The organism is Pigmentiphaga litoralis (assembly GCF_013408655.1).
GTDB classification, from domain to species: Bacteria; Pseudomonadota; Gammaproteobacteria; order Burkholderiales; family Burkholderiaceae_B; genus Pigmentiphaga; species Pigmentiphaga litoralis_A.
On sequence record NZ_JACCBP010000001.1, the window covers coordinates 2847561 to 2873638 of the forward strand.

Consider the following 26078-nt stretch of genomic DNA (forward strand, 5'->3'; position numbering starts at 1 on the left):
CGGAGCGCGGCATGTTGCTGACCAAGAAAACCGGTGGGGCCGATCACGGCGCCGCCGCATCCACATTCTTACAAAGCCTGCGCCGGGGCGTTTCCCAGGCGCTGCCCACCATGGACCGCCGCACCTTCCTGCGCCGGTCGGGTGTCGGTGTCGGCGCGGGCCTCGCGGCCGCCCAACTGACCCTGGTGCGCAAGGCCACCGCCGCCGATGGCGCCAAGGTCGGCATCGGCAACACGCCGGTCACCGTCAAGCGCACGGTCTGTTCGCACTGTTCGGTCGGCTGTTCGGTCGACGCCGTCGTTGAAAACGGCGTCTGGGTCCGTCAGGAAGCCGTGTTCGACTCGCCCATCAACATGGGCGCGCATTGCGCCAAGGGCGCGTCGCTGCGTGAACACGGCCACGGCGAACACCGCCTGCGTTATCCCATGAAGCTGGTCAACGGCAAGTACGAGCGCATCAGCTGGGATACGGCACTGGAAGAAATCTCGGCGCGCATGCTTCAGCTGCGCAAGGAAAGCGGCCCCGACTCGGTCTATGTCGTGGGCTCGTCCAAGCACAGCAACGAACAGTCGTACCTGCTGCGCAAGTTCATGAGCTTCTGGGGCAGCAACAACTGCGACCACCAGGCGCGTATCTGCCACTCCACCACCGTGGCCGGCGTGGCCAACACGTGGGGCTACGGCGCCATGACCAACTCGTTCAACGACATGCAGAAGGCCAAGTCGGCCCTGTATATCGGTTCGAACGCAGCGGAAGCGCACCCAGTGTCCATGCTCCATCTGCTGCACGCCAAGGAAGCCGGCTGCAAGGTGATCGTGGTCGACCCCCGCTTCACGCGCACGGCCGCCAAGGCCGACGAACACATCCGCATCCGGTCGGGTTCCGACATCGCCTTCCTGTTCGGCGTGCTGTATCACATCTTCAAGAACGGCTGGGAAGACCAGGCCTACCTGAATGCCCGCGTGTACGGCATGGACCAGGTCAAGGCCGACGTGCTGGCCAAGTGGACCCCCGAAAAGGTCGAGGAAGCCTGCGGCGTCAATGAAGAAACCGTGGCCCGCCTGGCGCGCACGCTGCATGAAAACCGTCCGGGCACGCTCGTGTGGTGCATGGGCCAGACCCAGCACACCATCGGCAACGCCATGGTCCGCGCGTCCTGTATCTTGCAGCTGGCCCTGGGCAACATCGGCAAGGTCGGCGGCGGCACCAACATTTTCCGCGGCCATGACAACGTGCAGGGCGCGACCGACGTCGGCCCGAACCCCGACTCGCTGCCTGGCTACTATGGCCTGGCCGAAGGTTCGTGGAAGCACTTTGCCAAGGTCTGGGACGTCGACTACGAATGGATCAAGGGCCGCTATTCGTCGCCCGCGATGATGACCAAGTCCGGCATGACCGTGTCGCGCTGGATCGACGGCGTGCTGGAAGACAATGCGCTCATCGACCAGGATTCGAACCTGCGTTCGGTCATCTTCTGGGGTCACGCGCCCAACTCGCAGACCCGCGGTCTGGAAATGAAGCGCGCGATGGACAAGCTGGACATGCTGGTCGTGATCGACCCGTATCCGTCGGCCACCGCCGCCATGGCTGCCATGCCCGGCAAGGCCGAAGACCTGAACCCCAACCGCGCCGTGTACCTGCTGCCGGCCTCGACCCAGTTCGAGACCAGCGGATCCTGTACCGCGTCGAACCGCTCGCTGCAATGGCGCGAGAAGGTCATCGAGCCGCTGTGGGAAAGCCGTTCCGACCACATGATCATGTATCAGCTGGCGCAAAAGCTGGGCTTTGCCAATGAACTGGTCAAGCCGTACAAGATGCAGAAGGTCAAGGGCATGGACGAGCCCGTGGTCGAAGACATCCTGCGCGAGATCAACCGCTCGTGCTGGTCGATCGGCTACACGGGCCAGAGCCCGGAACGCCTGAAGGCGCACATGCGCAACCAGCACCTGTTCGACGTCACCACCCTGAAGTCCAAGGGCGGCATCGACAAGGAAACCGGCTACGACCTGACCGGCGACTACTACGGCCTGCCCTGGCCGTGCCTGGGCACCCCGGAATTCAAGCATCCGGGCACGCCGAACCTGTACGACAACTCCAAGACCGTCATGGACGGTGGCGGCACGTTCCGCGCCAACTTCGGTGTTGAACGCAATGGCGTCAGCCTGCTGGCCGAAGACGGTTCGCACTCCAAAGATTCGGACATCACCACCGGCTATCCGGAATTCGACCACCTGCTCATGAAAAAGCTGGGCTGGTGGGATGAGCTGACGGCCGAAGAAAAGGTGCAGGCAGAAGGCAAGAACTGGAAGACCGACCTGTCGGGCGGCATCATCCGCGTGGCGGTCAAGAACCACAACGTGCATCCGTTCGGCAACGCCAAGGCGCGCGCGGTGGTCTGGAACTTCCCGGACCCCATCCCGCAGCACCGCGAACCGCTGTACGGCATCCGCCCCGACCTGGTCGCGAAGTACCCGTCCCACGACGACATCAAAACCTTCTGGCGCCTGCCGACGCTGTACAAGTCGGTGCAGCAGAAGAACATCGACGACAAGCTGCACGAAAAATTCCCGATCATCCTGACGTCCGGCCGCCTGGTCGAGTACGAAGGGGGCGGCGAAGAAACGCGCTCGAATCCCTGGCTGGCCGAACTGCAGCAGGAAATGTTCGTCGAGATCAACCCGAAGGCCGCGGCGGCGCGCGATATCCGCAACGGTTCGCGGGTGTGGGTGACGACGCCAACCGGCGCGCGCATGAATGTGCAGGCGATGGTGACGGAGCGGGTCGGTCCCGACACGGCGTTCATGCCCTTCCACTTTTCGGGGCACTGGCAAGGCAAGGACATGCTTGACCACTACCCGAAGGGCGCGGCTCCCATCGTGCGCGGCGAGGCAGTGAACACGGGCACAACGTACGGCTATGACAGCGTGACGATGATGCAGGAAACCAAGACCACGATCTGCAACATCGAAAAAGCTTAAGGAACGGCATCATGGCCAGAATGAAATTTGTCTGTGACGCGGAGCGTTGCATCGAGTGCAACGCGTGCGTCACGGCATGCAAGAACGAACACGAAGTGCCCTGGGGCGTGAACCGCCGCCGGGTCGTCACCCTGAACGATGGCATCCCGGGCGAAAAGTCCATTTCGGTCGCCTGTATGCACTGCAGCGACGCGCCCTGTATGGCCGTCTGCCCGGTGAACTGCTTCTATCGCACCGACGAAGGCGTCGTGCTGCACGACAAGGACGTCTGCATCGGCTGCGGCTACTGCTCGTACGCCTGTCCGTTCGGCGCGCCGCAGTTCCCGTCGCAAGGCACCTTTGGTGTCCGCGGCAAGATGGACAAGTGCACCTTCTGCGCCGGTGGCCCGGAAGCGCACGGCAGCGAAGCCGAATTCGAAAAGTACGGCCGCAATCGTCTGGCCGAAGGCAAGCTGCCGGCCTGCGCCGAAATGTGCTCGACCAAGGCCTTGCTCGCCGGTGACGGCGACGTGGTTGCCGACATCTTCCGCACCCGCGTGGTGGCGCGTGGCAAGGGCGCCGAAGTCTGGGGCTGGGGCACCGCCTACGGCTCGCGCCAGGCTGGCCAGCCGTCGCAACAGCAGCAACAGGCCGGCACCGCCGCGCCCGCCGCTGCCGCACCGGGAACCAAGCCATGATCAAGCACGCCATGATCGTGTCGCTGGCCGCGCTTGCGCTGGCCGGCTGCACCGAACACAAGCAGGAACTGCATTCCAACGCGAACTACCAGCAGGCCTACAAGGGCACCGGCAGCAAGTTCGTGCAGCCGGGCTGGACGCCGGGTGACCGCAATAGCTGGGAGCAGGAATTGAAGGTTCGGGCCCAGCAAGGTCAGAACGAGTACAACAAGACGACCCACTGACCGGAGAGCGGCATGATACGGTCATCCTTCGCAACACTGCTCCTGGGCGCGGCGCTGCTGTCGCCCGCGGGCGCGCAGACCGCGGATCCGTCCGTGAGTCCTGCTACGGGTCCCGCAGCAACCTCGCCGGCCACCACGCCCGCGCCCAGTTCGGCACCGCTGCAAGCGCCGGTGGCGCGCGACGCCCAGCCGGGTTCCACGGCCAACCCGACGGCTGCGCCCCCTTCGAACATGCCGACCACGGCATCGCCGACGGGTGCACCCACCACGGGCGCCGGCAGCCTGGGCGGCATCCAGAGCACCAACATCTTTGAAGTCAAACCCGATGCCAGTGCGGATCCGGGTTACGCCGAGCAGAACAACGCCCAGCGCGGCCGCGTCCAGCCGGGCAACAACGCGCCCATCTGGCGGGAAGTCAATTCCGGCAAGCCGGGATACTCCAGCCTGCCGCACAGCCAGGCGCCCGAAGCCGGCATCCTGATCCAGAAGTTCACGCAGTACCCCGGATCGATGTTCACGACCGCGGGCGAAGCGTGGCGCCAGACGCGCAACAACTGGCTGATTCCGTACGGCGGCGCGCTGATGCTGATCGTGCTGGTGGCGATCCTGCTGTTCTACTTCGCCAAGGGCCCGATCAAGGTCCACGGCAAGCCGACCGGCCGCCTGATCGAACGCTTCACGTACTTTGAACGCGCCTGCCACTGGGTCAACGCGATCGCCTTCTGCATTCTGGCGATCTCGGGCATCGTGATGGCCTTCGGCAAGTTCTTTGCCCTGCCCATCCTGGGCGGCCAGATCTTCGGGCCGATCACCTGGGTGCTCAAGACCATCCACAACTTCGTCGGCCCGGCATTCGTCGTGTCGCTGATCGTGATGTTCTTCGCCTTCGTGCGCGACAACTTCCCGGACAAGTCGGACTGGCTGTGGATCCGCAAGGGCGGTGGCCTGTTCAACGGCGAACACGTGCCCGCCGGCCGCTTCAACGCCGGTGAAAAGCTGGTGTTCTGGGGCGGCGTGCTGTTCCTGGGCATCTTCGTGACGTTGTCCGGCCTGTTCCTCGACCACCTGCTGCCGGTCGGCGAATACACACGCGGCAACATGCAGATCGCGCACATGGTCCACGCCGTGGCGACCATCCTGATGATGTGCATGATCATGGGCCATATCTACCTCGGTACGTTCGGCATGAACGGCGCCTATCGCGCCATGAAGACCGGCTACGTCGACGAGACCTGGGCCCGTGAACACCACGAAATCTGGTACGACGACATCAAGGCAGGGAAGATCCCTGCGCAACGCACGCCTGACCCGTCGGTGGCCAAGACCCCGACCCGTCCGGCCCGTGCCTGAACGAGATCCACGATCATGAAAAAATCGCTATTCGTTGTGCTGCTCGTGGCGGCCATGCCCGTCATGGCCAAGCTGCCGGCTCCGACGCCCGAGCTCAAGGCCAAGAGCGCCGAAACCGCCGCCAAGCAGGCCTGGCAGGCCAAGGTGGACGGCTACCAGCTGTGCCAGTCGCAAGACAAGGTGGCGGCGGCCTATCGCACCAGCGCGCAGGCCGCCGGCAAGCCGGTCGGCCCGGTCGTGGCCACGCCGCCCTGCTCGGACCCGGGTGAATTCAAGTATGTGAATACCGACCTGGACCAGCGCCCGCTGGAAGCCGCTGGCGCCCATTCGCCGGCCACCCCTGCCGCCAGCCCGCACAACACGCGCGAGACGGATGCAGGCAGCAAGACGTCGGGCGGCGACACGGCCCCGGCCGCGCAGTCCAGCCAGCCCGCCACCGTCAAGGAACCGTCCACGCGCAATTCGGCGGAACCGTCCAAGAAGTAATGCGTGCCAGGAAGGCCGGCTCAACGCCGTGCCTTCATGCCTCGTCGGAAAGCGCCTGCGGTCGGGGCGCTTTTTTATTGGGAAAGTCCCACCACGACAGCACCCGGTTCATGGCCAGCACTTCGCCGGTATGGGACGGCTCGTAACCCGGCATCCGCGCCAGGTGCTGCTGCCATGCCTCGCTGCGCAGCACGCCCAGCAAGGCCTGCGTGGCGGGCAGATCCAGGGTGGATTTCAGGCAGACCAGAAAGTAGTTTTCCTGGCGCAGCGGCACGAAATCCAGGCCCTGCGCGTGCGCGGCCAGCTGGATGCCCAAGGCGGCGTCCGCGGCCCCCGACGCCACGGCATGGGCCACCGCCGCGTGCGAAGGCTCGGTCTGTTCGTAGCCCACGATGTCGCCTGGCGCGATGCCTTCATCGGCCAGCAATTCGTCCAGCAGCAGGCGCGTGCCCGTGCCCTTGGGCCGGTTCACGAAGCGCACGCCGGGCCGCGTCAGGTCCTGCAGGGTCATCAGGCTGCGCGGGTTGCCGCGCGCCACCATCAGCCCCTGCGTGCGCCGCGCAAAGCCGATCAGCTTGTGCTGCCCGGGTTGCAGCAGCGGCTTGTAGGTGCGTTCCGACAAGGACCCGGTGGCGGGCGCCAGGGTGGTGTGAAAGCCCGCCATTTCACAGCGGCCTTCGTTCAATGCGCCAATGGCATCGACGCTGCCCGTGAACCGGATATCCAGATGCAGCTTGTCGCTGGCCACGGCATGGTCGCGCAGGCGGTTCAGCGCGTCGTCGTGGCTCGCCGTAAAGCTGACCACATGCGCCGCGTCGTCAAAGGCCACCGCAAAGGTACGTTCCAGTTCCGCCTGCAATGCATCGATCTGCGGAGCCAGCCGCGCCTGCGCCTGGCGTTCGGCCCACAGCAGCTTGTCGCCGAATTCGCTCAGGCGCGCCGGGTGGCCCTTCTCCCACACCACCAGGGTGTGGCCCAGCGTCTGTTCCCATTTCTTGAGTTCGCCCCAGACGTGCCGGTACGACAGGCCCATGCCTTTGGCCGCGGCCGAAATGGAACCATGGGCCCGGATGGCCTGGAGCAGATCCATGAGCGGGTTGCGGATGGCGGCCGACGCGCGGGACACGCCAAAAGAGTAGGAAAGTTCGACTTGATGCACGCCGGCAGTATGCCTCAAAGCCGTCGCAACCGGTCCCTATGCACAGTGCTTCATATCGCCTCATCCGTGGGGGTCGGCTACCCTTTCGCCTGCCTTGATTCTTCAGTATGCATAGCATTTCCGACAGCGCACTCACTGCGCTCACCTTGATTCTCGCGTTCGATCCCGTCCTGATCGCGATCGTATTGCGATCGCTGGCTGTCAGTGGATCCGCCTGTGCGATTGCCTGTGTGATCGGCCTGGCGCTGGGCGCCTGGCTGGGCGTTGCGCGCTTTCGCGGCCGCGGCATCGTCCTCACCCTCCTCAACACTTCGCTGGCACTGCCGTCCGTCGTCGTCGGCCTGCTGCTCTATCTGCTGTTGTCCCGCTCCGGTCCGCTCGGCTTTCTGGGATGGCTGTTCTCGTTCAAGGCCATGGTGCTGGCGCAGACCGTGCTGGTCTTGCCCGTGGTCATGGCGCTGGCACGGCAAGGGGTGGAAGACGCCGAACGCAGCCATGGCGAGCAGTTGCAGGCCCTGGGCGCCGGCACCTTTCTGCGCAGCCTGCTGCTGGCCTGGGACGAACGGTTCGCGCTGCTGACCATCGTGATCACGGCCTTTGGCCGCGCCGTGTCGGAAGTCGGCGCGGTCATGATCGTGGGCGGCAATATCGAAGGCTATACCCGGGTGATGACGACCGCGATCGCGCTGGAAACCAGCAAGGGCGACCTGCCCCTGGCGCTGGCCCTGGGGCTGATCCTGCTGACAGTGGTGCTGCTGCTGAACACGCTGGTGTCGGTGTTGCGGCGGTGGCGGGAACAGCGCGACGGCGGGTCGCACGGTGGCTATGGCGGCGGGTCGCACGGAGCGATCGTGTCATGAGCCTCTTTCATCTCGACAAGGTCAATGTCCACTACGGATCGGTCGCGGCCCTGTCCGCCATCAGCCTGCGGATTGAAGATGGTGAACGTGTCGCCCTCGTCGGCGCCAACGGCAGCGGCAAAAGCACCCTGCTCCGCCTGCTGCACGGCCTGCTGCCGGCCAGCAGCGGCACCGTTGAACGCGTTGCGCGCGACCGCCAGGCGCTGGTCTTTCAACGCCCGTATCTATTGCGCACCAGTGTGCTGAACAACGTCGCCCTAGGCCTCTGGCTGCGCGGCACGCGGTGGCGCGACGCCCGGCCGCTCGCGCAGCGCGCGCTGGAACGGGTCGAGATGGACGGCCTGGCGCAGCGGTCCGCGCGCGCCTTGTCCGGCGGCCAACAACAACGCGTCGCCTTGGCGCAAGCGTGGGCCATGCGCCCCGATGTCCTGCTGCTGGACGAGCCCACCGCCAATCTGGATCCCCACGCCAAACGCGAAGTCGAAGCGCTGATGCAGGAATTTTCCTGTCCGGCCGACGGCCGCGCGCTGACCATGGTGTTCAGCAGCCATAACCTTGGCCAGGTCAAGCGCCTGGCCAGCCGTGTCATGTACCTCGAGCACGGCCGCCTGCTGGCGGACCTGCCCGTGGATCAGTTCTTCAACGGGACCTTGCCCGAAGAAGCGCATCTGTTCGTCAAAGGAGAAAGAATATGAACGCCGTCAAATCCCTCGGTGCCATCGCATTGTTGATGATCGCAACGACCGCGGCCCAGGCCCAGTCCACCATCGTCATGGCATCCACCACCTCCACCGAACAATCCGGCCTCTTCAGCCACCTCCTGCCCGCGTTCAAGCAAGCCTCCGGCATCGACATCAAAGTGGTCGCCGTCGGCACCGGCCAGGCCTTGGACATGGGCCGCCGCGGCGATGCCGACGTGCTTTTCGTGCACGATCAGGCAGCCGAAGAAAAATTCATCGCCGAAGGCTATGGCATCAGACGCTACCCGGTCATGTACAACGACTTCGTGCTGGTCGGCCCCGCGTCCGACCCCGCCAAGGTCAAGGGCCAGGACATCGTCGCCGCCCTGAAAAACGTCGCAGCAGTCAACGCCGACTTCGTGTCGCGTGGCGACAAGAGCGGCACCGATGCCGCCGAACAGCGCTACTGGAAACAGGCCGGCATCGACAACAAGGGCACGGGCTACAAGGCCTGCGGCTGTGGCATGGGCCCGGCCCTGAACATGGCTTCGTCCAGCGGCGGCTACGTCCTGGCCGACCGCGGCACGTGGCTCAGCTTCAAGAATCGCGGCGACCTGACCGTCCTGGTCGAAGGCGACACCAAGCTCTTCAACCAATACGGCACCATGGTCGTCAACCCGGCCAAGCACCCGCAGACCAAAGTGGCGGACGCGAAGAAGTTCGTGGACTGGGTTATCTCGCCAGCCGGTCAAGAAACCGTCGCCGCGTACAAGATCAATGGCCAGCAGCTGTTCTTTCCGAATGCGAATACGGCCAAGTAAACCCGTGCTGCGTTCATGAAAAAGGGCTGCGCAATGGCAGCCCTTTTTTTTCGATGTGCAGCACGCGGCCTAAGGAATCATCGCCGGCAACGCGCCACTTGCTGCGTTCAACGTGCAGCCGGGCGAGTCGAACAATGCAGCCTTGCCGCAGGCCGAGGTATAGACCTGTCCGGCGCTGTGGCCCGCGCCCGGGGCCACGCCCCAGCGGTGCACCAGCCGTTGCGGTTCGCGGGCTTTCATGTAGCCGATAAAGTTGCGCAGCCGTGCATAGCGGTGCACGCCCTGCGCTTCGCCTTCGCAGCTTTTGTCCAGAGCCGGATGCAGCGCATTCGTGTCGTTGCCGCCGAGCAGGTACACCACGTCGCGCTGCGCGTAATCGGACGCCAGCCATTGCACGTTGCGGTTGGCGGCGTAGTCGGGCGCCTGTTCAAAGCCGTACTTCCACTGGTTGAAGGCGGGGCAGGCCGCCGCGCGAAAGGGCGCGAAGCCCCCGCGCGCGGTGGGGCGGATGTCATCGAAGTACAGCAGCGATCCGGGGTCGCCAACGACCCAGCGCAGGATCACGCCGGTGCGTTCGACGGCGGCGAATACCGACCCTACCGCGGCATAGCGCTGCACCAGTTGGCCGCCCGCCGAAAAGCCGGCGACCACGATCTGCCGCAGGGCCGGAAACTGGGCGCGGTCGGACAGCGCCATCAGCATCTCGTCCAGCACGTCAAAGGAACTGATCGCGGCAGGGCCGGTGGCGGGTTCGCCGTCGGACCAGTTGCCTTTGCGCCAGGTTAATACCCGATCGCTTGACCCACCCGACGACAGGTCGGCGGGTTCCGAGAACCGGGGCGCGATCAGGATGACGTTGTCGCGGTCCTTGCCCATGGCGCGCTGCACGTCGGCCAGTTCTTCGGCGGCGTTGCGGCGGATGCCGTGCACCACGATCACTGCCCGCGTGGCGGTCGACGGAATGCCGGAATGGTTGAGGGCGTCAACGGCTTGCGCGGGCCACGCATAGACCGGCATGTCGCCGACGCCGGCCGTGGTCCGAACCACGAAGCGGCCGGTGGGTGCGGGCGCCGGCGCGGACGCGGCCTCGGTGTCTTTGCCCGGCTTCTTGCCGCGCGATGCGGCGGCCACCTGCTTGATGCTATCGACCGGCCCATCCGCCCAGGCAGTACCTGCCGCACACATCGACAGCACGGCGGCGGCAAGGACAGCAATGCGGGGCGCGTGCGGCGCGCGGGCCTGAAGACGGGACATGGACGACCTCGATGCGAAAAAAAGCAGCAGGCATTATCGCAGACGGCCGGTTGACCGGGGGCCTGCCTTCCGGCCTATACTGGCGCCTCAAGACGCAGGGGTCCACGTGCGGACGCGGCCACAGGCCACATCCGCCGGGGTGAGAAAGTCCCTTAGCACCTGTACGGATAATGCCGATGCAGGGAGCGTTTTCCGGCGAGCCCGCCCTGGGCTCGAGTGTTGGCCCACGCTGCCTTCCATGCCCGATTCCACCGGCGATCCCGGTGCCACGATCGGCCATATCCTCCCGGAAAATTCCTTCCTTGGTTCGGCTCCGAAAACTTTTTTCTGGAGCTTCCATGAACACCACCACCACCACCACCACCACGCGCGACACGCCGCGATTTCTTGCATCGACCGCTCAGGTCGATCAACTGGCCATCCAGCCACTGCCCCAGTCCCGCAAGATCTACGAGCAAGGCTCGCGGCCCGACCTGCGTGTCCCGTTTCGCGAGATCACGCAGTCCGTGACGGACACGTCGTTCGGCGGCGAGACCAATCCGCCGCTCACGGTCTATGACTGCAGCGGGCCCTACACCGATCCCGATGCGCAGATCGACATCCGTTCAGGCCTGCCTGCCTTGCGGGCGGCTTGGATTGCCGAGCGCGGCGATACCGAGACCCTGGACGGCCCAAGCAGCGACTACGGCCAGGCGCGGCTGGCCGATCCGGCGCTGGCCGACCTGCGCTTCAACCTGACCCGTGCGCCCCGCCGCGCGCGTACCGGCGCCAACGTCACGCAGATGCACTACGCACGGCGCGGCATGATCACGCCCGAAATGGAGTTTGTGGCCATCCGCGAGAACCTGCGGCGCGAGCAGTACCTGGCGTCGCTGGCCGCATCGGGTCCGCAGGGGGAACGGATGGTGGCGCTGCTGGGAAGACAGCACCCGGGCCAGTCGTTCGGCGCATCCATTCCCGCGGTGATCACGCCGGAATTCGTGCGTGACGAGATTGCCCGCGGCCGCGCGATCCTGCCCGCCAACATCAATCATCCCGAGATCGAACCGATGGCGATCGGCCGCAATTTCCTGGTCAAGATCAACGCGAACATCGGCAATTCGGCGGTCACGTCATCGATCTCGGAAGAGGTCGAAAAAATGACGTGGGCGATCCGGTGGGGCGGCGATACGGTCATGGACCTGTCGACCGGCAAGCACATTCACGAGACGCGAGAATGGATCCTGCGCAACTCGCCGGTGCCGATCGGCACGGTGCCCTTGTATCAGGCGCTGGAAAAAGTGGATGGCAAGGCCGAGGCGCTGACCTGGGAAATCTTTCGCGACACGCTGATCGAGCAGGCCGAACAAGGCGTGGACTATTTCACGATCCACGCCGGCGTGCGCCTGCCCTTCGTGCCGATGACGGCATCGCGCATGACGGGGATCGTGTCGCGGGGCGGATCCATCATGGCCAAGTGGTGCCTGGCCCATCATCGCGAAAGTTTTCTGTATACGCACTTCGAAGACATCTGCGAGATCATGAAGCAGTACGACGTCAGCTTTTCGCTGGGCGATGGCTTGCGGCCGGGATCGATCTACGACGCGAATGACGCGGCGCAACTGGCCGAGCTGAAGACCCTGGGCGAGCTGACCAAGGTGGCGTGGAAACACGATGTGCAGGTCATGATCGAAGGGCCGGGGCATGTGCCGATGCACCTGATCAAAGAGAACATGGACCTGCAACTGGCGCAGTGTGACGAAGCGCCCTTCTATACGCTGGGGCCGCTGACCACCGACATCGCGCCAGGGTATGACCACATCACATCGGGCATCGGCGCGGCCATGATCGGGTGGTATGGCACGGCGATGCTGTGCTACGTGACGCCCAAGGAACATCTGGGGCTGCCCAATAAGAAGGACGTGAAGGACGGCATCATCACCTACAAGATCGCGGCGCATGCCGCGGACCTGGCCAAGGGGCACCCGGGGGCGCAGATCCGGGACAATGCCTTGTCCAAGGCGCGCTTCGAATTCCGGTGGGAAGATCAGTTCAATCTTGGGCTGGATCCGGATACCGCCAAGGATTTCCATGATGAAACCTTGCCCAAGCAGTCGATGAAGGCCGCGCATTTCTGCTCGATGTGCGGTCCGCATTTCTGCTCGATGAAGATCACGCAGGAAGTCAGGGCGTATGCGGCCGACATTGGCGCGTCGGAAGCCGACGCCGTAGTGCTCGGCATGCAGGAAAAGTCCGTGGAGTTCTTTCGCCAAGGGGGCGAGGTGTATCGCGCGGTTTGAGCATGTTCATGTTCGATGCGCATGGATCGGAAGTCGTTTTTGGCGGGTTGTACACTGGCTGCATCGGTGCCTGGCAGTCAGCGATAGCCAAGCTGATGAGCAGGCCGCGCCGGGGTATCCACCCCCGCCAATTTTCTATCGGGCGCAGCAGTTCAAGCTGCGACCGTTCAATTATTCATTCGGGATTTTCTATGTCAGATGCGCTGGTTATTGCGGGCAAGTCGTACAGCTCGCGGTTGTTGGTCGGAACGGGCAAGTACAAGGACTTTGCGCAGACGCGCGCGGCGATTCAGGCCAGTGGCGCGCAAATCATTACGGTGGCGATCCGCCGGACCAATATCGGTCAGAACGCGGGTGAACCCAGTCTGCTGGAATATCTGCCGCCGAGCGAATTCACGCTGCTGCCCAACACGGCGGGTTGCTACAACGCCGAAGACGCGGTCCGCACGCTGCGCCTGGCGCGCGAACTGCTGGACGGACATGACCTGGTCAAGCTGGAAGTGCTGGGGGATAGCCACACGCTGTTCCCGAACATGCCCGAGACGCTGAAGGCGGCCGAAACCCTGGTCAAGGATGGGTTCAAGGTCATGGTCTATTGCACCGACGATCCCATCCAGGCGCGCATGCTGGAAGACATCGGCGTGGTGGCAGTCATGCCGCTGGCGTCGCTGATCGGGTCGGGCATGGGAATTCTGAACCCCTGGAACCTGAAGCTGATCATTGATCAGGCGCGGGTGCCGGTGATCGTGGATGCGGGCGTGGGTACCGCGTCCGACGCGGCCATCGCGATGGAGCTGGGCTGTGACGCGGTGCTGATGAACACGGCGATTGCCGTGGCGCAAGACCCGGTGCTGATGGCATCGGCCATGAAGAAGGGTGTCGAGGCCGGCCGCGAAGCCTTCCTGGCAGGCCGGATGCCCAAGAAGCTGTACAGCGCGGCGCCCAGTTCGCCGATGGGCGGCATGATTGCGCCGCTGAAATCGGCGTAAAGGCGGGGACGTCGTTCGCCGTCGGACGGCGAACGGCTTTTACCGCACCTTTACAGTTCCAGGGCCGGCGTCATGCCGGCCCTGTCACGTCTGCTGTCGAGCAAATTTGCGCTTTCAAATCAATTAGTTGCGAATCGCAACCGTCTGGTTGACAGGGTCAACAAAATCGCCGTTCGTGCGATTAATGCACAGGGCGCATCAAAACATCCCTGATATGCAATGGATGGAACAGTTTCGCAAGCGTATCTTCCTGCCTTGAAGCCACATCTGCTGGCCACAACAAGACACGTCGAACAGACGACAGGAGGGGACCTTGGAAACCGTTCATCAGGAACGGCGCGCAGTCCTGCGCGCGCTGACATTGGCTGTACCGCTGGGAATGACCTTGCCGCTGGCTGGCTGTGGCGGCAGTGATGCCGAAGCCGCCACCGCGCCCAGCATGCTTCCGGGCACGACGTGGGAACGTTACGCCAAGCCCGAAGACGCAGGCTTTTCATCCGCATCGGTCAAGGCGTTCGAAACGGCGCTGTACCCGCTCGAAACCACGTCGGCCATGATCGTGCGCAACGGCAAGATCGCCTATTCGTACAGCAACATCGACGACGTCGCCTACCTGGCGTCCGCCCGCAAAAGCATCGTGTCGATGCTGTATGGCAAATACGTGGCCAACGGCACGATCAACCTGGATGCGACCCTGGGATCGCTGGGCATCGACGACAACGCCGGCCTGCTTCCAATTGAAAAGACCGCCAGGATCCGCGACCTGCTGACCGCGCGGTCGGGCGTCTATCACCCGGCCGGCAGCCCCGGCAGCGCCGCCGGCATTCCGGAACGCGGCACCGTCACGCCCGGCACCAAGTTCATCTACAACAACTGGGACTTCAACGTCGTTGGCTTCCTGTTCGAAAAGCTGACGGGCCGCACGATCTTCGACGCGTTCAAGACCGACCTGGCCGACCCCCTGGGCTTTGAAGACTACGACGCCAGCCGGCAACGCATGCTGGGTTTCAAGACCAATGTGTCGCGCTACCTGGCCTATCACTTCTTCCTGTCGGGCCGAGACATGGCCCGCCTGGGTGTGTTGATGGCCAACGGCGGCCGCTGGAACGACACGCAACTGGTCCCCGCGGACTGGGTCGCGCAGAGCACGCAATTGCGGGTGCCCCGCAGCGACATTGCCGGCGAAGCCGACAACGGCTACGGGTACCTGTGGTGGATTCCTACCGCCACGCGCACCAGCGCCGACTGGCGCAACGCCTTCCTTGCGAACGGCAACTATGGCCAGTTCATCCTGGTGCTGCCGGCCATCAACACCGTCATCGTGCATCGCCGATCGGTCAGCGATGAATTCGCCGTGGCGCGCAATCTGGGCGACACCCCGGTCAACAAGGCCGGCGTGTCCAGCACCGATTTCCTGAAGCTTGTCGACGGAGTACTCAAAGATCATGTCTGACCACAAACGCCTGGCCGCCGCCGGCTCCGCCCTTGCAGTCACCCTGCTCGTCACCGCCTGCGGCGGCAGCGATTCCGATGATGCACCCACGACCCAGGCCCCCATCGCCACCGTGCGTACCGCGTCCGGCCCGGTCACCGGGACCGTCGGCGAGATCACCACCTTCAAGGGCATTCCATACGCTGCGCCCCCCGTCGGCAACCTGCGATGGAAAGCGCCGCAGCCCGCGCCCGCCTGGACGACGGCCCGCAACGCGACGGCTTTTGGTCCCGCCTGCATCCAGGGCGGCACCACCCTGCAAAGCGAAGACTGCCTGACCCTGAACGTATGGACGACCCAGACCGCGCTGCAAGCCAATGACAAGCGGCCGGTGCTGGTATGGGTGTATGGCGGCAGCTTTCACGGCGGTAACGGCAACATCGATGCCGACGCGCTGACCCGCGCGGGTGTCGTGGTCGTCTCAATGAACTATCGCGTCAGCACGCTGGGCTTCCTGGCTCATCCGGCGTTGAGCAGCGAGTCGGCCGACAAGACCTCGGGCAACTATGGCCTCCTGGACATTGCCGCGTCCCTGAAATGGGTGCGCGACAACATCCAGAACTTTGGCGGTGACCCGAGCAAGATCACGGTATGGGGACAGTCATCGGGCGCCAGCGCCATCACGGCCCTGATGGTCAGCCCGAAAGCTGCCGGACTGTATGACCAGGTCATCCTCGACAGCCCGGGTGCCTTCCGGCATTGGAAGACGTTGCCACAAGCCGAGCAGGATGGACTGGCGGTTGGCGCGAACATCGACGCCTTGCGGGCCCTGCCTGCCGATCAATTGCCGGTCATCCGCAACACCGGGTCGGGCACCGCCATCCGCGCGCTGGCCGAACCGCGCGTGATCGGTCCGACGCTCGACAAGGTCGTGCTGCCCGCCGAAGAACGGCCCGCGTTCGAACGCGGCACCTTCAAGGCCGTGCCGACCCTGGTCGGCTACAACACCGACGAGGGCACGTCGTTCACGCTGAACTACCCCGTCAAGACCCTGGCCCAGTACGCCGCGTACTTGCGCGACCCCACCATCTTTGCCAACTTCGGGGCCGAAGCATTGACGGTCTACCCCGCCGCGGCCGATGCCGCCGTGCCCCGCGCCGTGGCCGACAGCTTCAGCGACAACCAGTTCGTGTTCGGCACACGGGGCATCGCCCGCGCCATGACGACAGCAGGGGTCCCGGTCTATCGCTACTGGTTCAAGCGTCGCGCCAGTGGCACCGGCGAAGATCCCTTGCACGGCGCCGAGCTGCCCTACGTCCGCGGCGACGCGGTGCTGAACGCCGCGCCCTACAACCAGGACGACCGCACCCTGTCGGCCACCATGAAAGACGCGTGGATCCGCTTCGTGAAGACGGGCAACCCCAACGGCGGCACGATCACTAACTGGCCGCGCTACGACGTGGCGACCGAACCGGTGTACGTGCTGGATGCGCCGTTGAGTGTGACCAATGCGCCGCGCGGCAAGGAGCTCGACTTCATCGGCAAGGTGGATGCGGCGTTGAACCCGCGTTAGGCGTTCAGAACGCTGCGTCCACGATCGGGTTGCGCAGCGTGCCGATCTGCTCGATCTCGATCTCGCACACGTCCCCCGCCTGCATGAAAATCGGCGGGGTACGTGCAAAGCCGACGCCGGCGGGCGTGCCCGTGATGATCACGTCACCGGGCTCCAGGGTCATCACTTCCGACAGGATCTCAATGATCTTGGCCACACTGAAAATCATGTTGGACGTGTTGCCGTCCTGCAGGACCTCGCCGTTCAGGCGGGTCACGACGCGCAGACCGGCCGCGCCCTCGGGCAATTCGTCCGGCGTCACCAGGTCCGGGCCGAAGCCGCCAGTCTGGTCAAAATTCTTGCCCATGGTCCATTGACCGGACTTCATCTGATAGTCGCGCAGCGACCCATCATTGAAGCAGGCATACCCCGCCACGTAGTTCAGCGCGTCCTGCTCGCTGATGGCATGCACGCTGCGGCCGATCACAATGGCCAGCTCGGCTTCATAGTCGAAGCGGTCCGAGCACACCGGCCGCAGCAGCGGATGATTGTGGCCGGTCAAGGACGACGGTCCACGCATGAACACGGCCGGATAGTCGGGCACGGCGTGGCCGCTTTCCTTGGCATGGTCCACGTAATTCAAGCCGATACACAGGATCTTGCCGGGCCGCGGCACGGGGGGCAGCAGATCCAGTTCCCCAAACACATGCACCGCCCCGGTCGACGGACGCCTTCCCTCCATGAGCGCGCTCAACAAGTCTTCGATCGACGCAATCGACGGATCGTTGATCTCGTCAACCTGATCGCCCTGTCGTAGACCGAATTTGATCTCGTTGCCTTGAAGGAAACAGACGCTGCGCATGGCTTCTCCTGAAGCGTGTTGGGGTGGTGGGTGGCGGTGCCGAATTCATACCATTTTTCGGACAATCCGGCGATCACGAATGTATGAACGGCCGGTAAATCCCGGTTTTCGGCGCCGTGCTCAACCGTTGGTACGCGTAACGCCTGGGACATACCCTGGGCACGTGCCCGCGGCATCGGCGGCTGCCCAGCGCCCTGCAGCACTATCAACGCCGTCGATACACGATATCTGTCCAGCGGCATTGCGAGGCCTGCACGCGGGTCACACACTCTGCGGCACAGACGCCGGGCGCCCGATCACGAGCGACCCGCGCGCACGTCGACAAGGAGACGAGGATGACACGATCGGCAGCAAGGGAAGCGTTCGGCCGCAGGGCAGGACGATGGGCAAGACGATGCGCAGGCGCTATGGCGCTGGCGGCGACGGCGGCGCTGGTGACCGGGTGCGGCGGCAGTGACGATGACAGCACCAGCGCGACACCGGCCGGCCCGGTCGCGCTGAATGTCAATGCTGTCGCGACGGACAAGGGCCTGGTCAAGGGCGCCGTGACGCAGGGCGTTGCGCAGTTCAAAGGCATTCCGTACGCCGCCGCCCCGACTGGCGATCTGCGCTGGCGGGCGCCGCAGCCCAGGGCGGCCTGGACCGGCACCCTGGACGCCACGGTGGCAGGCGAGCCCTGCACCAGCAACACCACTGAAGACTGCCTGTCGCTGAACGTGACGGTGCCCTACCCCGTGACGCGGGCCAACATGCCGGTGTTCGTGTTCGTGCACGGCGGCGGTTTCTCGCAAGGCAGTGGCGCCGGCACCGACCCCACGGAACTGGTCAAGACCGGCAACTTTGTCGTTGTCACGCTCAACTATCGGCTCGGCATCTTTGGCTACCTTGCCAACTTTGCGCTCGACAGCGGCAATGGCGATACGGGCAACTATGGGCTGATGGATCAACGGGCCGCGCTGCGCTGGGTCCAGACCAACATCAACCAGTTTGGCGGCGACCCGGCCAAGGTCACGCTGGGCGGCAACTCGGCAGGCGGCATGAGCACCTGCAACCACCTGGCCTCGCCCGCGTCGCAAGGCCTGTTCAAACAGGCGCTGGTCATGAGCGGCCCCTGCGCCTTCAACTGGGACAGCCTGACGCAGAAGCTGGCCGCTGAAGCCGCCCTGCCCGCCCAACTGGGATGCACCGGCACGCCAACGCAGGTGGCGGCATGCCTGCGTGCGCCTGCCCTGCCGATCGCATCGACCCGCGCGGCGGGCGCTGCCTTGCCGCGGTCGGTGCTGTTCCCGAGCGTGGGCGGCGTGGACGTGCCGGTGCAGCCGCGCACGGCGCTCGGCAAGGTGCCAATGCTGATCGGCTACAACACGTTCGAAACGGGTGCGGGCGTGGCCAATCCGGCCAACGATGCGGAGTATCTGACCGCGATCACGGCCATTCACGGGAGCACGAATGCGGCGGCGATTGCCGGCGCCTATCCGCGCACCAGCTACCCGACCGGGACCGACGCCATGAAGGCCGTGGCCAGCGACTTCAACCCGACCCTGGGTTCGCCGCAGATATCGGTGTGCAACAACATCCGCACCTTCGAACTGCGGCAGACGGCCGGCACGGCGCCACTGTACGCGTATGAATTTGCGGACCCGGCGTCCAGCCCGAATGGCGCCACGCATACCGCGGAACTCAAGTACGTGTTCCCTACGGCCACCACGCCGCCCCCGGCCGCATCGACAACCCTGTCGACGGAAATGATTGGCTACTGGGCCAACTTCATCAACACCGGCAACCCGAATGGCGCGGGCCTGGCAACCTGGCCGGCGTACACGTCAGCAGCGTCAGTCTTGAAGCTGCTGCCGGGCGCCACGGCGCCGTTCGATGCGGATGCCGCCCACAAGTGCGCGTTCTGGAAAAGCCTGGGGCTGGCGCTGTAAGCGTCGTGGCCCGCCGGGGCCGCGTCGTCACTTGACCTTAACGCTCGGCGGGCTTCCACATCGCGTGGAAGTGATGCACCGGCCCATGGCCTTCACCCACGTGCAGGGTGTCGGCCTGCCGGATCGCTTCCGTCAGGTAGGCCTTGGCCTGCCGGGCGGCCTCGGGCACGTCCCGCGTCTGCGGCAGCAAGGCCGCCAGCGCCGCCGACAGCGTGCAGCCCGTGCCGTGGGTGTTCTTGGTCTCGATGCGGGGTGACGCCATCTCGATCATCTGGCCACCGTCATGCAGCAGGTCGATCGCCATGTTGCCGGGCAGGTGGCCGCCCTTCAGGAACACCCAGCGGTGCCCGTTGTGGTTCATGGCCTCGCGCAGGCGTTCGGCCACGCGCCGCATTTCCTTGACCGTCTCTACCGGCCGCTGATCCAGCAGCACCCCCGCTTCGGGCAGGTTGGGTGTCAGCATGGTCACGCCGGGGATCAGCGCCTCACGCATCGCGCCGATGGCCGACTTTTCGAGCAGCGCATCGCCGCTCTTGGCGATCATGACCGGGTCCAGCACGATATGCACGGGCTTCCAGTGCTGCAGGCGGTCCGCCACCGTTTCGATCACGTTGCTGCGGCCTAGCATGCCGATCTTGACCGCATCGATCTTCACATCGGCAAACAGCGTGTCGATCTGCTGCGCCACAAAGGCCGGTTCGATCGGCAGCACGCCCGTGACACCCGTCGTGCTTTGCGCCGTCAGGGCGGCGATGACCCCGCAGGCGTAGGCGCCAAGCGCGCTCATGGCCTTCACGTCGGCCAGCACGCCGGCGCCGCCGGACGGGTCGACCCCCGCAATGGTCAGGGTCTTGGGAATGACACGATCGGTCGATGACATGAGGTTCTGCCTGCCGGGCGAGCCGCGGCCAATGAAAAGGGATAACAAGGGAAACGAGGTGGGGGCGAGACGCAAGGCTTGCAACCCGGTCCGCATTGTACAAAGCCCGCGCTGCGCCTGGGCCGCGCGGCGGCATCGCCAGGGCGGCCTGCGGCTCGTCTAGGGGCATTCCCTAGCCTTGCTGGCACCGGATTGGGGCGCACCCGCCGCCAACCATGCGTACCATGCTGCGGTGCGGCGCTCTGCCGTGCACGGACAGGAGTACCCATGCGTTGCTGGACCCCGCTGATGACGGGTTTGCTGTTGGCTTGCGCCGCCTTGGGCGCACGCGCCGAGTCGGATTACCCGAACCGGCCGATCCGTATGGTCGTGCCCCTTGCCGTCGCAAGTTCCGTCGATAACGCCGCCCGCATCATGGCGCAGAAAATGTCGACCAATATGGGCCAGGCGATCATCATCGAAAACCTGCCCGGCGCGGCGGGTGTGATCGGCGCCGAACGTGTCGCCAAGTCGCCCCCCGATGGCTACACCATCGGCGCCTTCCACGATGGCCTCATGACCATGGTGCCCCACCTTCAGGCGTCCCTGAACTGGGACATCATGAAGGACTTCGAGCCGATCTCGCTGGTGGCCACGATCGAATGGGGCCTGGTGACAGCGCCCAATGCGCCCTTCGACACGGCCGCCGATTTCATCAAGGTCGCCAAGGCCAACCCCAAGCGCATCTACTACGGCACGGGCGGCATCGGCAGTCCGCAGCACGTGGCCATGGCCCTGTTCGCGGCCGACGCGCGGATCCAGATCGAACACGTCACGTACAAAGGCGCCACGCAGGCGGCCCTGGGCGTGGCCGGCGGCGACGTGCAGGTCGGCTTCCAGGGCATTGCGACCGTGGCGCCCATGATCCGGTCCGGCAAGCTCAAGCTGCTGGGCGTGGCCACACCGGGCCGCATGGCGCAGTACCCCGACACCCCCACCATTTCGGAGTCGGGCCTGCGCGGTTTCGAGTTCAGCTCGTGGTTCGCCATGATGGTGCCGACCGGCACGCCCGCCGACATCCGCGCGCGCCTGCACGCCGAAATCATGAAAGCCTTGCAGGATCCCGAGGTGCGCGGCAAGCTCGAAGCCCTTGGCCTGAAACCCGGCGGCTCGACGCCCGACTACCTGGCCCGCGCCACGCGCGCCCAGTACGCGGCCTACGGCAAAATGATGCACGACGCCGGCATCAAGCCCGAACACTGACGCTTCCAGGAACGCCCATGGTCTACGAAATCGCCCAGATCGACATCCGCCCCGGCACCCACGCCGACTTCGAAGCGGGCGTGCAGCGCTGCGCCCCGCTGTTCCAGCGCGCCAAGGGCTGCCAGGGCATGCAGCTGCAGCGGTCCGTCGAACAGCCCGACCACTACTTCCTGGTGGTGACGTGGGATACGGTTGAAGACCACATGGTGCATTTTCGCGAATCCGCCGACTTCCAGACCTGGCGTGCCGAAGTGGGTCCCTACTTTGCCAGCCCGCCGCAGGTTCAGCACACGACGGTGGCGTTGACCGGTTTCTGACCTGCCGGTGGCGTGCACGCAACGTCAGGCACACCCGACGCTGCACCCGGACATTCCCGTCACATAGATGACCACTTTGCCATCGATTTTTGGTAAGGTGCCGCTGGCGCTCGGCTCAACGGTTGGTAGCGAGTAAAATGCCGCGGGGTTTACCCTGAATTGCGTCCGCTTCAACTTTTGAAAAGTTACTACAGCCATGACCGTTGCTACCCTTCCGGACGTCGAGCACGCCCGTTTCAACATGGTGGAACAGCAGATCCGCCCTTGGGATGTTCTTGACCAGGGAGTGCTGGCCCTGCTCTCCACCGTCAAACGCGAAGAATTCGTTCCGCCTGCCCTGCGCTCGCTCGCCTTTGTCGACACCGAAATCCCGCTGCGCCTGGAATCGGGCGACACCGGCGAATTCATGCTGCCGCCCAAGATCGAAGCCCGCCTGCTGCAGGAACTGAACCTGAAGCCCACCGACAGCGTGCTCGAAATCGGCACCGGCTCGGGCTACCAGGCAGCGCTGATCGCCCACCTGGCCCACAGCGTCACCACCGTCGAAATCCAGCCGCGTCTGGCCGATTTCGCCAAGGCCAACCTGAAGCGCGCCGGCATCACCAACGTCACCGTCGAAGTCGGCGATGGCAGCAATGGCTGGGGCTCCACCGAATACGACGCGATCCTGGTCACGGGTTCGCTGCATGATGTGCCGGACGGCCTGAAGTACCAGCTGCGTGTCGGTGGCCGCCTGGTGCTGATCGTCGGTCAGGCGCCTGCCATGACCGCGCGCATCATCACCCGCACCACGGCTGCGAGCTTCGAGACCGTGTCGCTGTTCGAAACGGTCGTGAAGCCCCTGCGCGCCGCCCCTGTATCCAAGTTCAAGTTCTGAACGGAGCTGTCCATGCGCGCGATGTCGCGAGCTGTATCGCTGGGCGCGGTCGTCTGCGCCTGCGTGTTTGCCCCTGCTGCATCGGCCATCGACCTGCTCCAGGCCTACCAGGCTGCGCTGGCCAACGACGCCACCTTTGCGTCGGTCCGGTCGGCGTACCTGGCCGGCCTGGAAAAGCTGCCCCAGGCGCGTGCCGGCCTCTTCCCTGCCATCAACGGCACGGGTAACCGCACCGAAACCAGCACGACCCGCATCCCGAACACGCGGCTGTCCAACACCACCTACGCGGTGCAGTTGGTCCAGCCGCTGTTTCGCTGGGCGTCCTGGCAGAACTACGAGCAATCCAAGCTGCTGGTCGAGATCAGCGAGATCCAGCTCGAACTCGGCCGGCAGGACCTGATCGTCCGGTTGGCGCAGGCCTACTTCAACGTGCTGGCCGCGCAAGACAACCTGACCTTCATCGGCGCCCAGAAGGCCGCCATTGCCGAACAGCTCGAATCCGCCAAGCGCAATTTCGAGATCGGCACCGCCACCATCACCGACACCTACGAAGCGCAGGCACGGTACGACCTGGCCGAAGCGCAAGGCATCCAGGCCGAAGCCGACCTGGAAGTGCGGATCAGCGCCTTGCAGCAGATCGTGGGCGACCGCACCGGTCAGCTCGCGCAACTGCCGCCTGGCGTGCAGATTCCCGGTCCGATCCCGGCGCGCATGAACGACTGGGTCGACCGCAGCCGCAGCAACAACTGGGCGGTAATCCAGGCCGGCATCAATACCGAAGTGGCCGATCGCGCGATCGAGATCGCCCGGGCGGGCCACTACCCCACCGTGGACCTGGTCGGCACGGTGCAGCGCGCGGAAGGCCTGGTCGGCAACGTGGTGATCGACAACCCGTACACCACGCGGTCGGTGGGCGTGCAGGTACAGGTGCCGATCTTTGCCGGCTTCGGCACCCAGTCGCGCGTGACCGAGGCCGTGGCGCTGCTCGAACGGTCGCGCAACGATCTGGAAGTCCAGCGGCGCGTCGCCGTGCAGAACACGCGCGTGGCCTTCCAGGGTGTGAATTCGGGCCTGGCGCAGATCCGTGCGCTGGAAGCCGCGCAAACGTCCAGCCGCAGTTCGCTCGAAGCCAACAAGACCGGCTACGAAGTGGGCGTGCGGATCAACATCGACGTGCTGAACGCGCAGCAACAGCTCTATTCGACCGAACGCGACCTGGCGGCCGCCCGGTACAACGCCTTGCTGTCCGGCCTGCAATTGAAGGCCGCGGCGGGCATATTGACGGGTGACGACGTCGAGTCGGTGAACCGGCTGCTGCGCTAGCGATTGACGCGGCCCGCATGTCGTCGCACCGTCTCTCCAACAGTCTGCTCAAGCTGCTATACCGGCACACCCACTCGCGGCTGAACCGGCATAACGAGCGCTTATGGCCGCACGTGCGGGTGGGCCGCAACGCCGCCGGCGAAATCGACAGCTTTTCGTACCGCGGCCGCGACTTTCCGTTGATGAATCACGTGCTGACGCGCGGGTGCCGCGGCGGCACCGGTCACATCATCGCGAGCGGCCCGTCGGTCAATGACATCGACTACGCACAGCTGGCCCTGACCGACGTCATGGGCGTGAACGGCGCCATCGCGCTGACCGACACCCATCCCATCACGTTCGACACCTACTGCTTCAATGACACCGGCTTTGTGCGGGCGCGGCCGCAACTGGTCAAGCGCATCGTCACCCAAGACCTGTTGCTGTTCACGACGCCGCTGTCCTTGTGGCATGTGCTGCAGCAGCTTCCGCCGGACGACATTCGCTGCCGCATCTTCCTGATCGAAAATCCGCAGTACCGCGCAAGGCTGCCCCTGCGCAGCGTGCAGGCCGTCATGGCGGACGCCCCCGCCGGCGCGTTGACCCTGTTCGATGAAGCACGGGTATTGGGTTACGCGCACGACATCCGCCAGGGGCTGTTCGATGCCGGCACCGTGGCCTACAGCGCCCTGCAGATCATGGCGTGGCTGGGCCATACCGAGATCGTGCTGCACGGTGTCGACTTGCAGGACGCCGCCAAAGTGCCGCGCTTCTACGAGACGCCCGCCGACACCCTGCCCACCACGCTGGACCAGTACCTGCCGCATCACATCCTGCCGGCCTTCACGGCGGCAGCGAATCTGCTGGCCGATAAAGGCGTTCGTCTCGTCAACCTGTCCCCCAACAGTGCTCTGGTGGCCGACCGCATCGAAAAACGCGACTGGCGTATGCTTGCAGGCAACAAGCCTGTGGGAACTACGTAACCCGCTGGCAGTACACACCCGCAGGGACGACAGCAGGATGGACCACCGCACTTCCGAAGACCGCATCCGCATCTTTGTGGGCTGCGACCCCAACGACTGTGATCTTGAACAGATGATGGTGCTGGAATACAGCATCAAGAAGCACGCTTCGATGCCCGTCGACATCGAATGGATGCGCCTGTCCAAAGATCCCGGCAGCCTCTGGTATTCCGACCCCGAGCACCACAAGGGCTGGCGCACCGAGACCTGGGCGACACCCTTCTCGGGCTTTCGCTGGGCCGTCCCGGCCGCCTGCAACTACCAGGGCCGCGCCATCTACATGGACGCCGACATGCTGGTCTTGTGCGACATGGCCGAGCTGTGGCGCATGCCCTTCGAGCCCGGCAAGGTCCTGAGCGGCAAAGGCCGCAAGACGTCCTGGCGCTTTTGCGTATCGGTGTGGGACAACGCCGCGGCGAAAGGACACCTTCCGGAGATCAATGATCTTCGCAACGATCCGGGCGCGCACCAGCGCCTGATGCGCCACTTCCAGGACCACGCCGAACTCATCCAGCCCATGCACACCGACTACAACAATGTGGACGGTGAAAAGAAGCCAGTCGATGCGATCCGGATCCTGCATTACTCGGACATGGGCACGCAGTTTTCGCACAGCTACGCGCTGCCCCGCCTGGCAGCGCAAGGCCAGGAACACTGGTTCGACGGCGCCATCCTTCCGCATCCCCGCAGCGACCTCAAAGCCTTGTTCGACCAGTACTACGACGAGGCCCTGCGTGCAGGCTATAACCTCGCGTTATACAAGGCAGATGAGCCCTTCGGCCGCATGATCAAGGCATCACAACGCGGCTACCAAGGCAACAAGCGGACACGTAAGCCATCCTTTTGGGCGAGGCTGGGCTTCGGGCGTAAAACAACAGGTAGCCCTGTGGACGCCTCCTGAAGCGTC

General features: G+C 64.8%; 22 protein-coding genes and 1 pseudogene. 19 read left to right on the plus strand and 4 right to left on the minus strand.

Annotated features, from left to right (window positions below; genetic code table 11):
* The first annotated feature begins 11 nt into the window (after positions 1-11).
* From HD883_RS12830 to HD883_RS12850, 5 genes and pseudogenes are all read left to right on the plus strand, one after another.
* Positions 12-2978 carry a formate dehydrogenase subunit alpha gene (locus HD883_RS12830; RefSeq protein WP_179584868.1) on the plus strand — a complete coding sequence of 989 codons (2967 nt, stop codon included), beginning with the start codon at positions 12-14 and terminating at the stop codon, positions 2976-2978.
* An 11-nt stretch (positions 2979-2989) separates the two neighbouring features.
* On the plus strand, positions 2990-3655 hold the full coding sequence (fdh3B, locus tag HD883_RS12835) for a formate dehydrogenase FDH3 subunit beta (protein WP_179584866.1): 666 nt from the start codon (positions 2990-2992) through the stop codon (positions 3653-3655).
* Complete coding sequence (locus tag HD883_RS12840) at positions 3652-3879, plus strand: hypothetical protein (RefSeq protein WP_179584864.1); 228 nt, start codon at positions 3652-3654, stop codon at positions 3877-3879. Before fdh3B ends, HD883_RS12840 begins: the two co-directional genes overlap by 4 nt.
* Positions 3880-4110: 231 nt before the next feature.
* Positions 4111-5229, plus strand: coding sequence for a formate dehydrogenase subunit gamma (locus tag HD883_RS12845; protein ID WP_179588589.1), 1119 nt, complete (start codon positions 4111-4113; stop codon positions 5227-5229).
* A gap of 15 nt (positions 5230-5244) precedes the next feature.
* A pseudogene (locus HD883_RS12850) lies at positions 5245-5613 on the plus strand (hypothetical protein); the annotation flags it as partial.
* A gap of 136 nt (positions 5614-5749) precedes the next feature.
* On the opposite strand, the gene HD883_RS12855 reads toward HD883_RS12850, so the two are convergent.
* A complete protein-coding gene (locus HD883_RS12855) occupies positions 5750-6805 on the minus strand; it encodes a substrate-binding domain-containing protein (protein ID WP_218863156.1) in 1056 nt (351 codons plus the stop codon).
* Between the two features lie 176 nt (positions 6806-6981).
* On the opposite strand from HD883_RS12855, the gene HD883_RS12860 reads away from it, so the two are divergent.
* From HD883_RS12860 to HD883_RS12870, 3 genes are read left to right on the plus strand one after another with little or no spacing between them, the layout of a single operon-like run.
* A complete protein-coding gene (locus HD883_RS12860; RefSeq protein WP_179584860.1) occupies positions 6982-7734 on the plus strand; it encodes an ABC transporter permease in 753 nt (250 codons plus the stop codon).
* Positions 7731-8429: an ATP-binding cassette domain-containing protein gene (locus HD883_RS12865; protein ID WP_179584858.1), complete on the plus strand. Its 699-nt coding sequence runs from the start codon at positions 7731-7733 to the stop codon at positions 8427-8429. The genes HD883_RS12860 and HD883_RS12865 overlap by 4 nt, the downstream gene beginning before the upstream one ends.
* Positions 8426-9235, plus strand: coding sequence for a substrate-binding domain-containing protein (locus tag HD883_RS12870; protein ID WP_179584850.1), 810 nt, complete (start codon positions 8426-8428; stop codon positions 9233-9235). Before HD883_RS12865 ends, HD883_RS12870 begins: the two co-directional genes overlap by 4 nt.
* A gap of 69 nt (positions 9236-9304) precedes the next feature.
* Here HD883_RS12870 and HD883_RS12875 read toward each other — a convergent pair whose 3' ends face one another.
* Complete coding sequence (locus tag HD883_RS12875) at positions 9305-10489, minus strand: alpha/beta hydrolase (protein ID WP_179584841.1); 1185 nt, start codon at positions 10487-10489, stop codon at positions 9305-9307.
* Positions 10490-10827: 338 nt separating this feature from the next.
* Between HD883_RS12875 and thiC the strand changes: the two genes are divergently transcribed.
* The 4 genes from thiC to HD883_RS12895 all read left to right on the plus strand — a co-directional run bounded on the left by thiC (position 10828) and on the right by HD883_RS12895 (position 16762).
* Entirely contained in the window at positions 10828-12768 is a 1941-nt protein-coding gene (gene thiC / locus HD883_RS12880) for a phosphomethylpyrimidine synthase ThiC (RefSeq protein WP_179584839.1), read from the plus strand.
* Between the two features lie 191 nt (positions 12769-12959).
* Positions 12960-13757 carry a thiazole synthase gene (locus HD883_RS12885; protein WP_179584837.1) on the plus strand — a complete coding sequence of 266 codons (798 nt, stop codon included), beginning with the start codon at positions 12960-12962 and terminating at the stop codon, positions 13755-13757.
* A gap of 313 nt (positions 13758-14070) precedes the next feature.
* The gene (locus tag HD883_RS12890; protein WP_218863154.1) at positions 14071-15210 is read left to right on the plus strand and encodes a serine hydrolase domain-containing protein; all 1140 of its coding nucleotides are present in this window, start codon (positions 14071-14073) and stop codon (positions 15208-15210) included.
* Positions 15203-16762, plus strand: a complete 1560-nt coding sequence (locus HD883_RS12895) for a carboxylesterase/lipase family protein (protein WP_179584835.1) — start codon at positions 15203-15205, stop codon at positions 16760-16762. Before HD883_RS12890 ends, HD883_RS12895 begins: the two co-directional genes overlap by 8 nt.
* A gap of 4 nt (positions 16763-16766) precedes the next feature.
* On the opposite strand, the gene HD883_RS12900 is transcribed toward HD883_RS12895, so the two are convergent.
* Positions 16767-17603, minus strand: coding sequence for a fumarylacetoacetate hydrolase family protein (locus HD883_RS12900; RefSeq protein ID WP_179584833.1), 837 nt, complete (start codon positions 17601-17603; stop codon positions 16767-16769).
* A gap of 407 nt (positions 17604-18010) precedes the next feature.
* Here HD883_RS12900 and HD883_RS12905 point away from each other — a divergent pair, with 407 nt between their 5' ends.
* Positions 18011-19531, plus strand: coding sequence for a carboxylesterase/lipase family protein (locus tag HD883_RS12905; RefSeq protein WP_179584831.1), 1521 nt, complete (start codon positions 18011-18013; stop codon positions 19529-19531).
* Between the two features lie 37 nt (positions 19532-19568).
* On the opposite strand, the gene thiD is transcribed toward HD883_RS12905, so the two are convergent.
* The gene (thiD, locus tag HD883_RS12910) at positions 19569-20411 is read right to left on the minus strand and encodes a bifunctional hydroxymethylpyrimidine kinase/phosphomethylpyrimidine kinase (RefSeq protein WP_179584829.1); all 843 of its coding nucleotides are present in this window, start codon (positions 20409-20411) and stop codon (positions 19569-19571) included.
* Positions 20412-20678: 267 nt separating this feature from the next.
* On the opposite strand from thiD, the gene HD883_RS12915 reads away from it, so the two are divergent.
* The 6 genes from HD883_RS12915 to HD883_RS12940 all read left to right on the plus strand — a co-directional run bounded on the left by HD883_RS12915 (position 20679) and on the right by HD883_RS12940 (position 26072).
* Positions 20679-21653, plus strand: a complete 975-nt coding sequence (locus HD883_RS12915) for a Bug family tripartite tricarboxylate transporter substrate binding protein (RefSeq protein WP_257022162.1) — start codon at positions 20679-20681, stop codon at positions 21651-21653.
* 17 nt (positions 21654-21670) lie between these two features.
* Entirely contained in the window at positions 21671-21970 is a 300-nt protein-coding gene (locus HD883_RS12920; protein ID WP_179584827.1) for an antibiotic biosynthesis monooxygenase family protein, read from the plus strand.
* 196 nt (positions 21971-22166) lie between these two features.
* Positions 22167-22847 carry a protein-L-isoaspartate O-methyltransferase family protein gene (locus tag HD883_RS12925; protein WP_179584825.1) on the plus strand — a complete coding sequence of 227 codons (681 nt, stop codon included), beginning with the start codon at positions 22167-22169 and terminating at the stop codon, positions 22845-22847.
* Between the two features lie 12 nt (positions 22848-22859).
* Positions 22860-24170: a TolC family outer membrane protein gene (locus HD883_RS12930; protein ID WP_179584823.1), complete on the plus strand. Its 1311-nt coding sequence runs from the start codon at positions 22860-22862 to the stop codon at positions 24168-24170.
* Between the two features lie 17 nt (positions 24171-24187).
* A complete protein-coding gene (locus HD883_RS12935; protein ID WP_179584821.1) occupies positions 24188-25132 on the plus strand; it encodes a hypothetical protein in 945 nt (314 codons plus the stop codon).
* A 37-nt stretch (positions 25133-25169) separates the two neighbouring features.
* Positions 25170-26072, plus strand: a complete 903-nt coding sequence (locus HD883_RS12940; protein ID WP_179584819.1) for a glycosyl transferase — start codon at positions 25170-25172, stop codon at positions 26070-26072.
* Positions 26073-26078: the final 6 nt, after the last annotated feature.

Bases quoted from the DNA above. Each gene is read 5' to 3' on its own strand.
- HD883_RS12940 (WP_179584819.1), top strand. From the start codon at position 25,170: ATGGACCACCGCACTTCCGAAGACCGCATCCGCATCTTTGTGGGCTGC.
- HD883_RS12920 (WP_179584827.1), top strand. From the start codon at position 21,671: ATGGTCTACGAAATCGCCCAGATCGACATCCGCCCCGGCACCCACGCC.
- HD883_RS12905 (WP_179584831.1), top strand. From the start codon at position 18,011: ATGGCGCTGGCGGCGACGGCGGCGCTGGTGACCGGGTGCGGCGGCAGT.
- HD883_RS12930 (WP_179584823.1), top strand. From the start codon at position 22,860: ATGCGCGCGATGTCGCGAGCTGTATCGCTGGGCGCGGTCGTCTGCGCC.
- HD883_RS12870 (WP_179584850.1), top strand. From the start codon at position 8,426: ATGAACGCCGTCAAATCCCTCGGTGCCATCGCATTGTTGATGATCGCA.
- HD883_RS12860 (WP_179584860.1), top strand. From the start codon at position 6,982: ATGCATAGCATTTCCGACAGCGCACTCACTGCGCTCACCTTGATTCTC.
- thiC (WP_179584839.1), top strand. From the start codon at position 10,828: ATGAACACCACCACCACCACCACCACCACGCGCGACACGCCGCGATTT.
- HD883_RS12865 (WP_179584858.1), top strand. From the start codon at position 7,731: ATGAGCCTCTTTCATCTCGACAAGGTCAATGTCCACTACGGATCGGTC.
- HD883_RS12875 (WP_179584841.1), bottom strand. From the start codon at position 10,489: ATGTCCCGTCTTCAGGCCCGCGCGCCGCACGCGCCCCGCATTGCTGTC.
- HD883_RS12935 (WP_179584821.1), top strand. From the start codon at position 24,188: ATGTCGTCGCACCGTCTCTCCAACAGTCTGCTCAAGCTGCTATACCGG.
- HD883_RS12885 (WP_179584837.1), top strand. From the start codon at position 12,960: ATGTCAGATGCGCTGGTTATTGCGGGCAAGTCGTACAGCTCGCGGTTG.
- HD883_RS12900 (WP_179584833.1), bottom strand. From the start codon at position 17,603: ATGCGCAGCGTCTGTTTCCTTCAAGGCAACGAGATCAAATTCGGTCTA.
- HD883_RS12845 (WP_179588589.1), top strand. From the start codon at position 4,111: ATGCCGACCACGGCATCGCCGACGGGTGCACCCACCACGGGCGCCGGC.
- HD883_RS12830 (WP_179584868.1), top strand. From the start codon at position 12: ATGTTGCTGACCAAGAAAACCGGTGGGGCCGATCACGGCGCCGCCGCA.
- HD883_RS12855 (WP_218863156.1), bottom strand. From the start codon at position 6,805: ATGGATCTGCTCCAGGCCATCCGGGCCCATGGTTCCATTTCGGCCGCG.
- HD883_RS12840 (WP_179584864.1), top strand. From the start codon at position 3,652: ATGATCAAGCACGCCATGATCGTGTCGCTGGCCGCGCTTGCGCTGGCC.
- HD883_RS12925 (WP_179584825.1), top strand. From the start codon at position 22,167: ATGACCGTTGCTACCCTTCCGGACGTCGAGCACGCCCGTTTCAACATG.
- thiD (WP_179584829.1), bottom strand. From the start codon at position 20,411: ATGTCATCGACCGATCGTGTCATTCCCAAGACCCTGACCATTGCGGGG.
- HD883_RS12915 (WP_257022162.1), top strand. From the start codon at position 20,679: ATGCGTTGCTGGACCCCGCTGATGACGGGTTTGCTGTTGGCTTGCGCC.
- fdh3B (WP_179584866.1), top strand. From the start codon at position 2,990: ATGGCCAGAATGAAATTTGTCTGTGACGCGGAGCGTTGCATCGAGTGC.
- HD883_RS12895 (WP_179584835.1), top strand. From the start codon at position 15,203: ATGTCTGACCACAAACGCCTGGCCGCCGCCGGCTCCGCCCTTGCAGTC.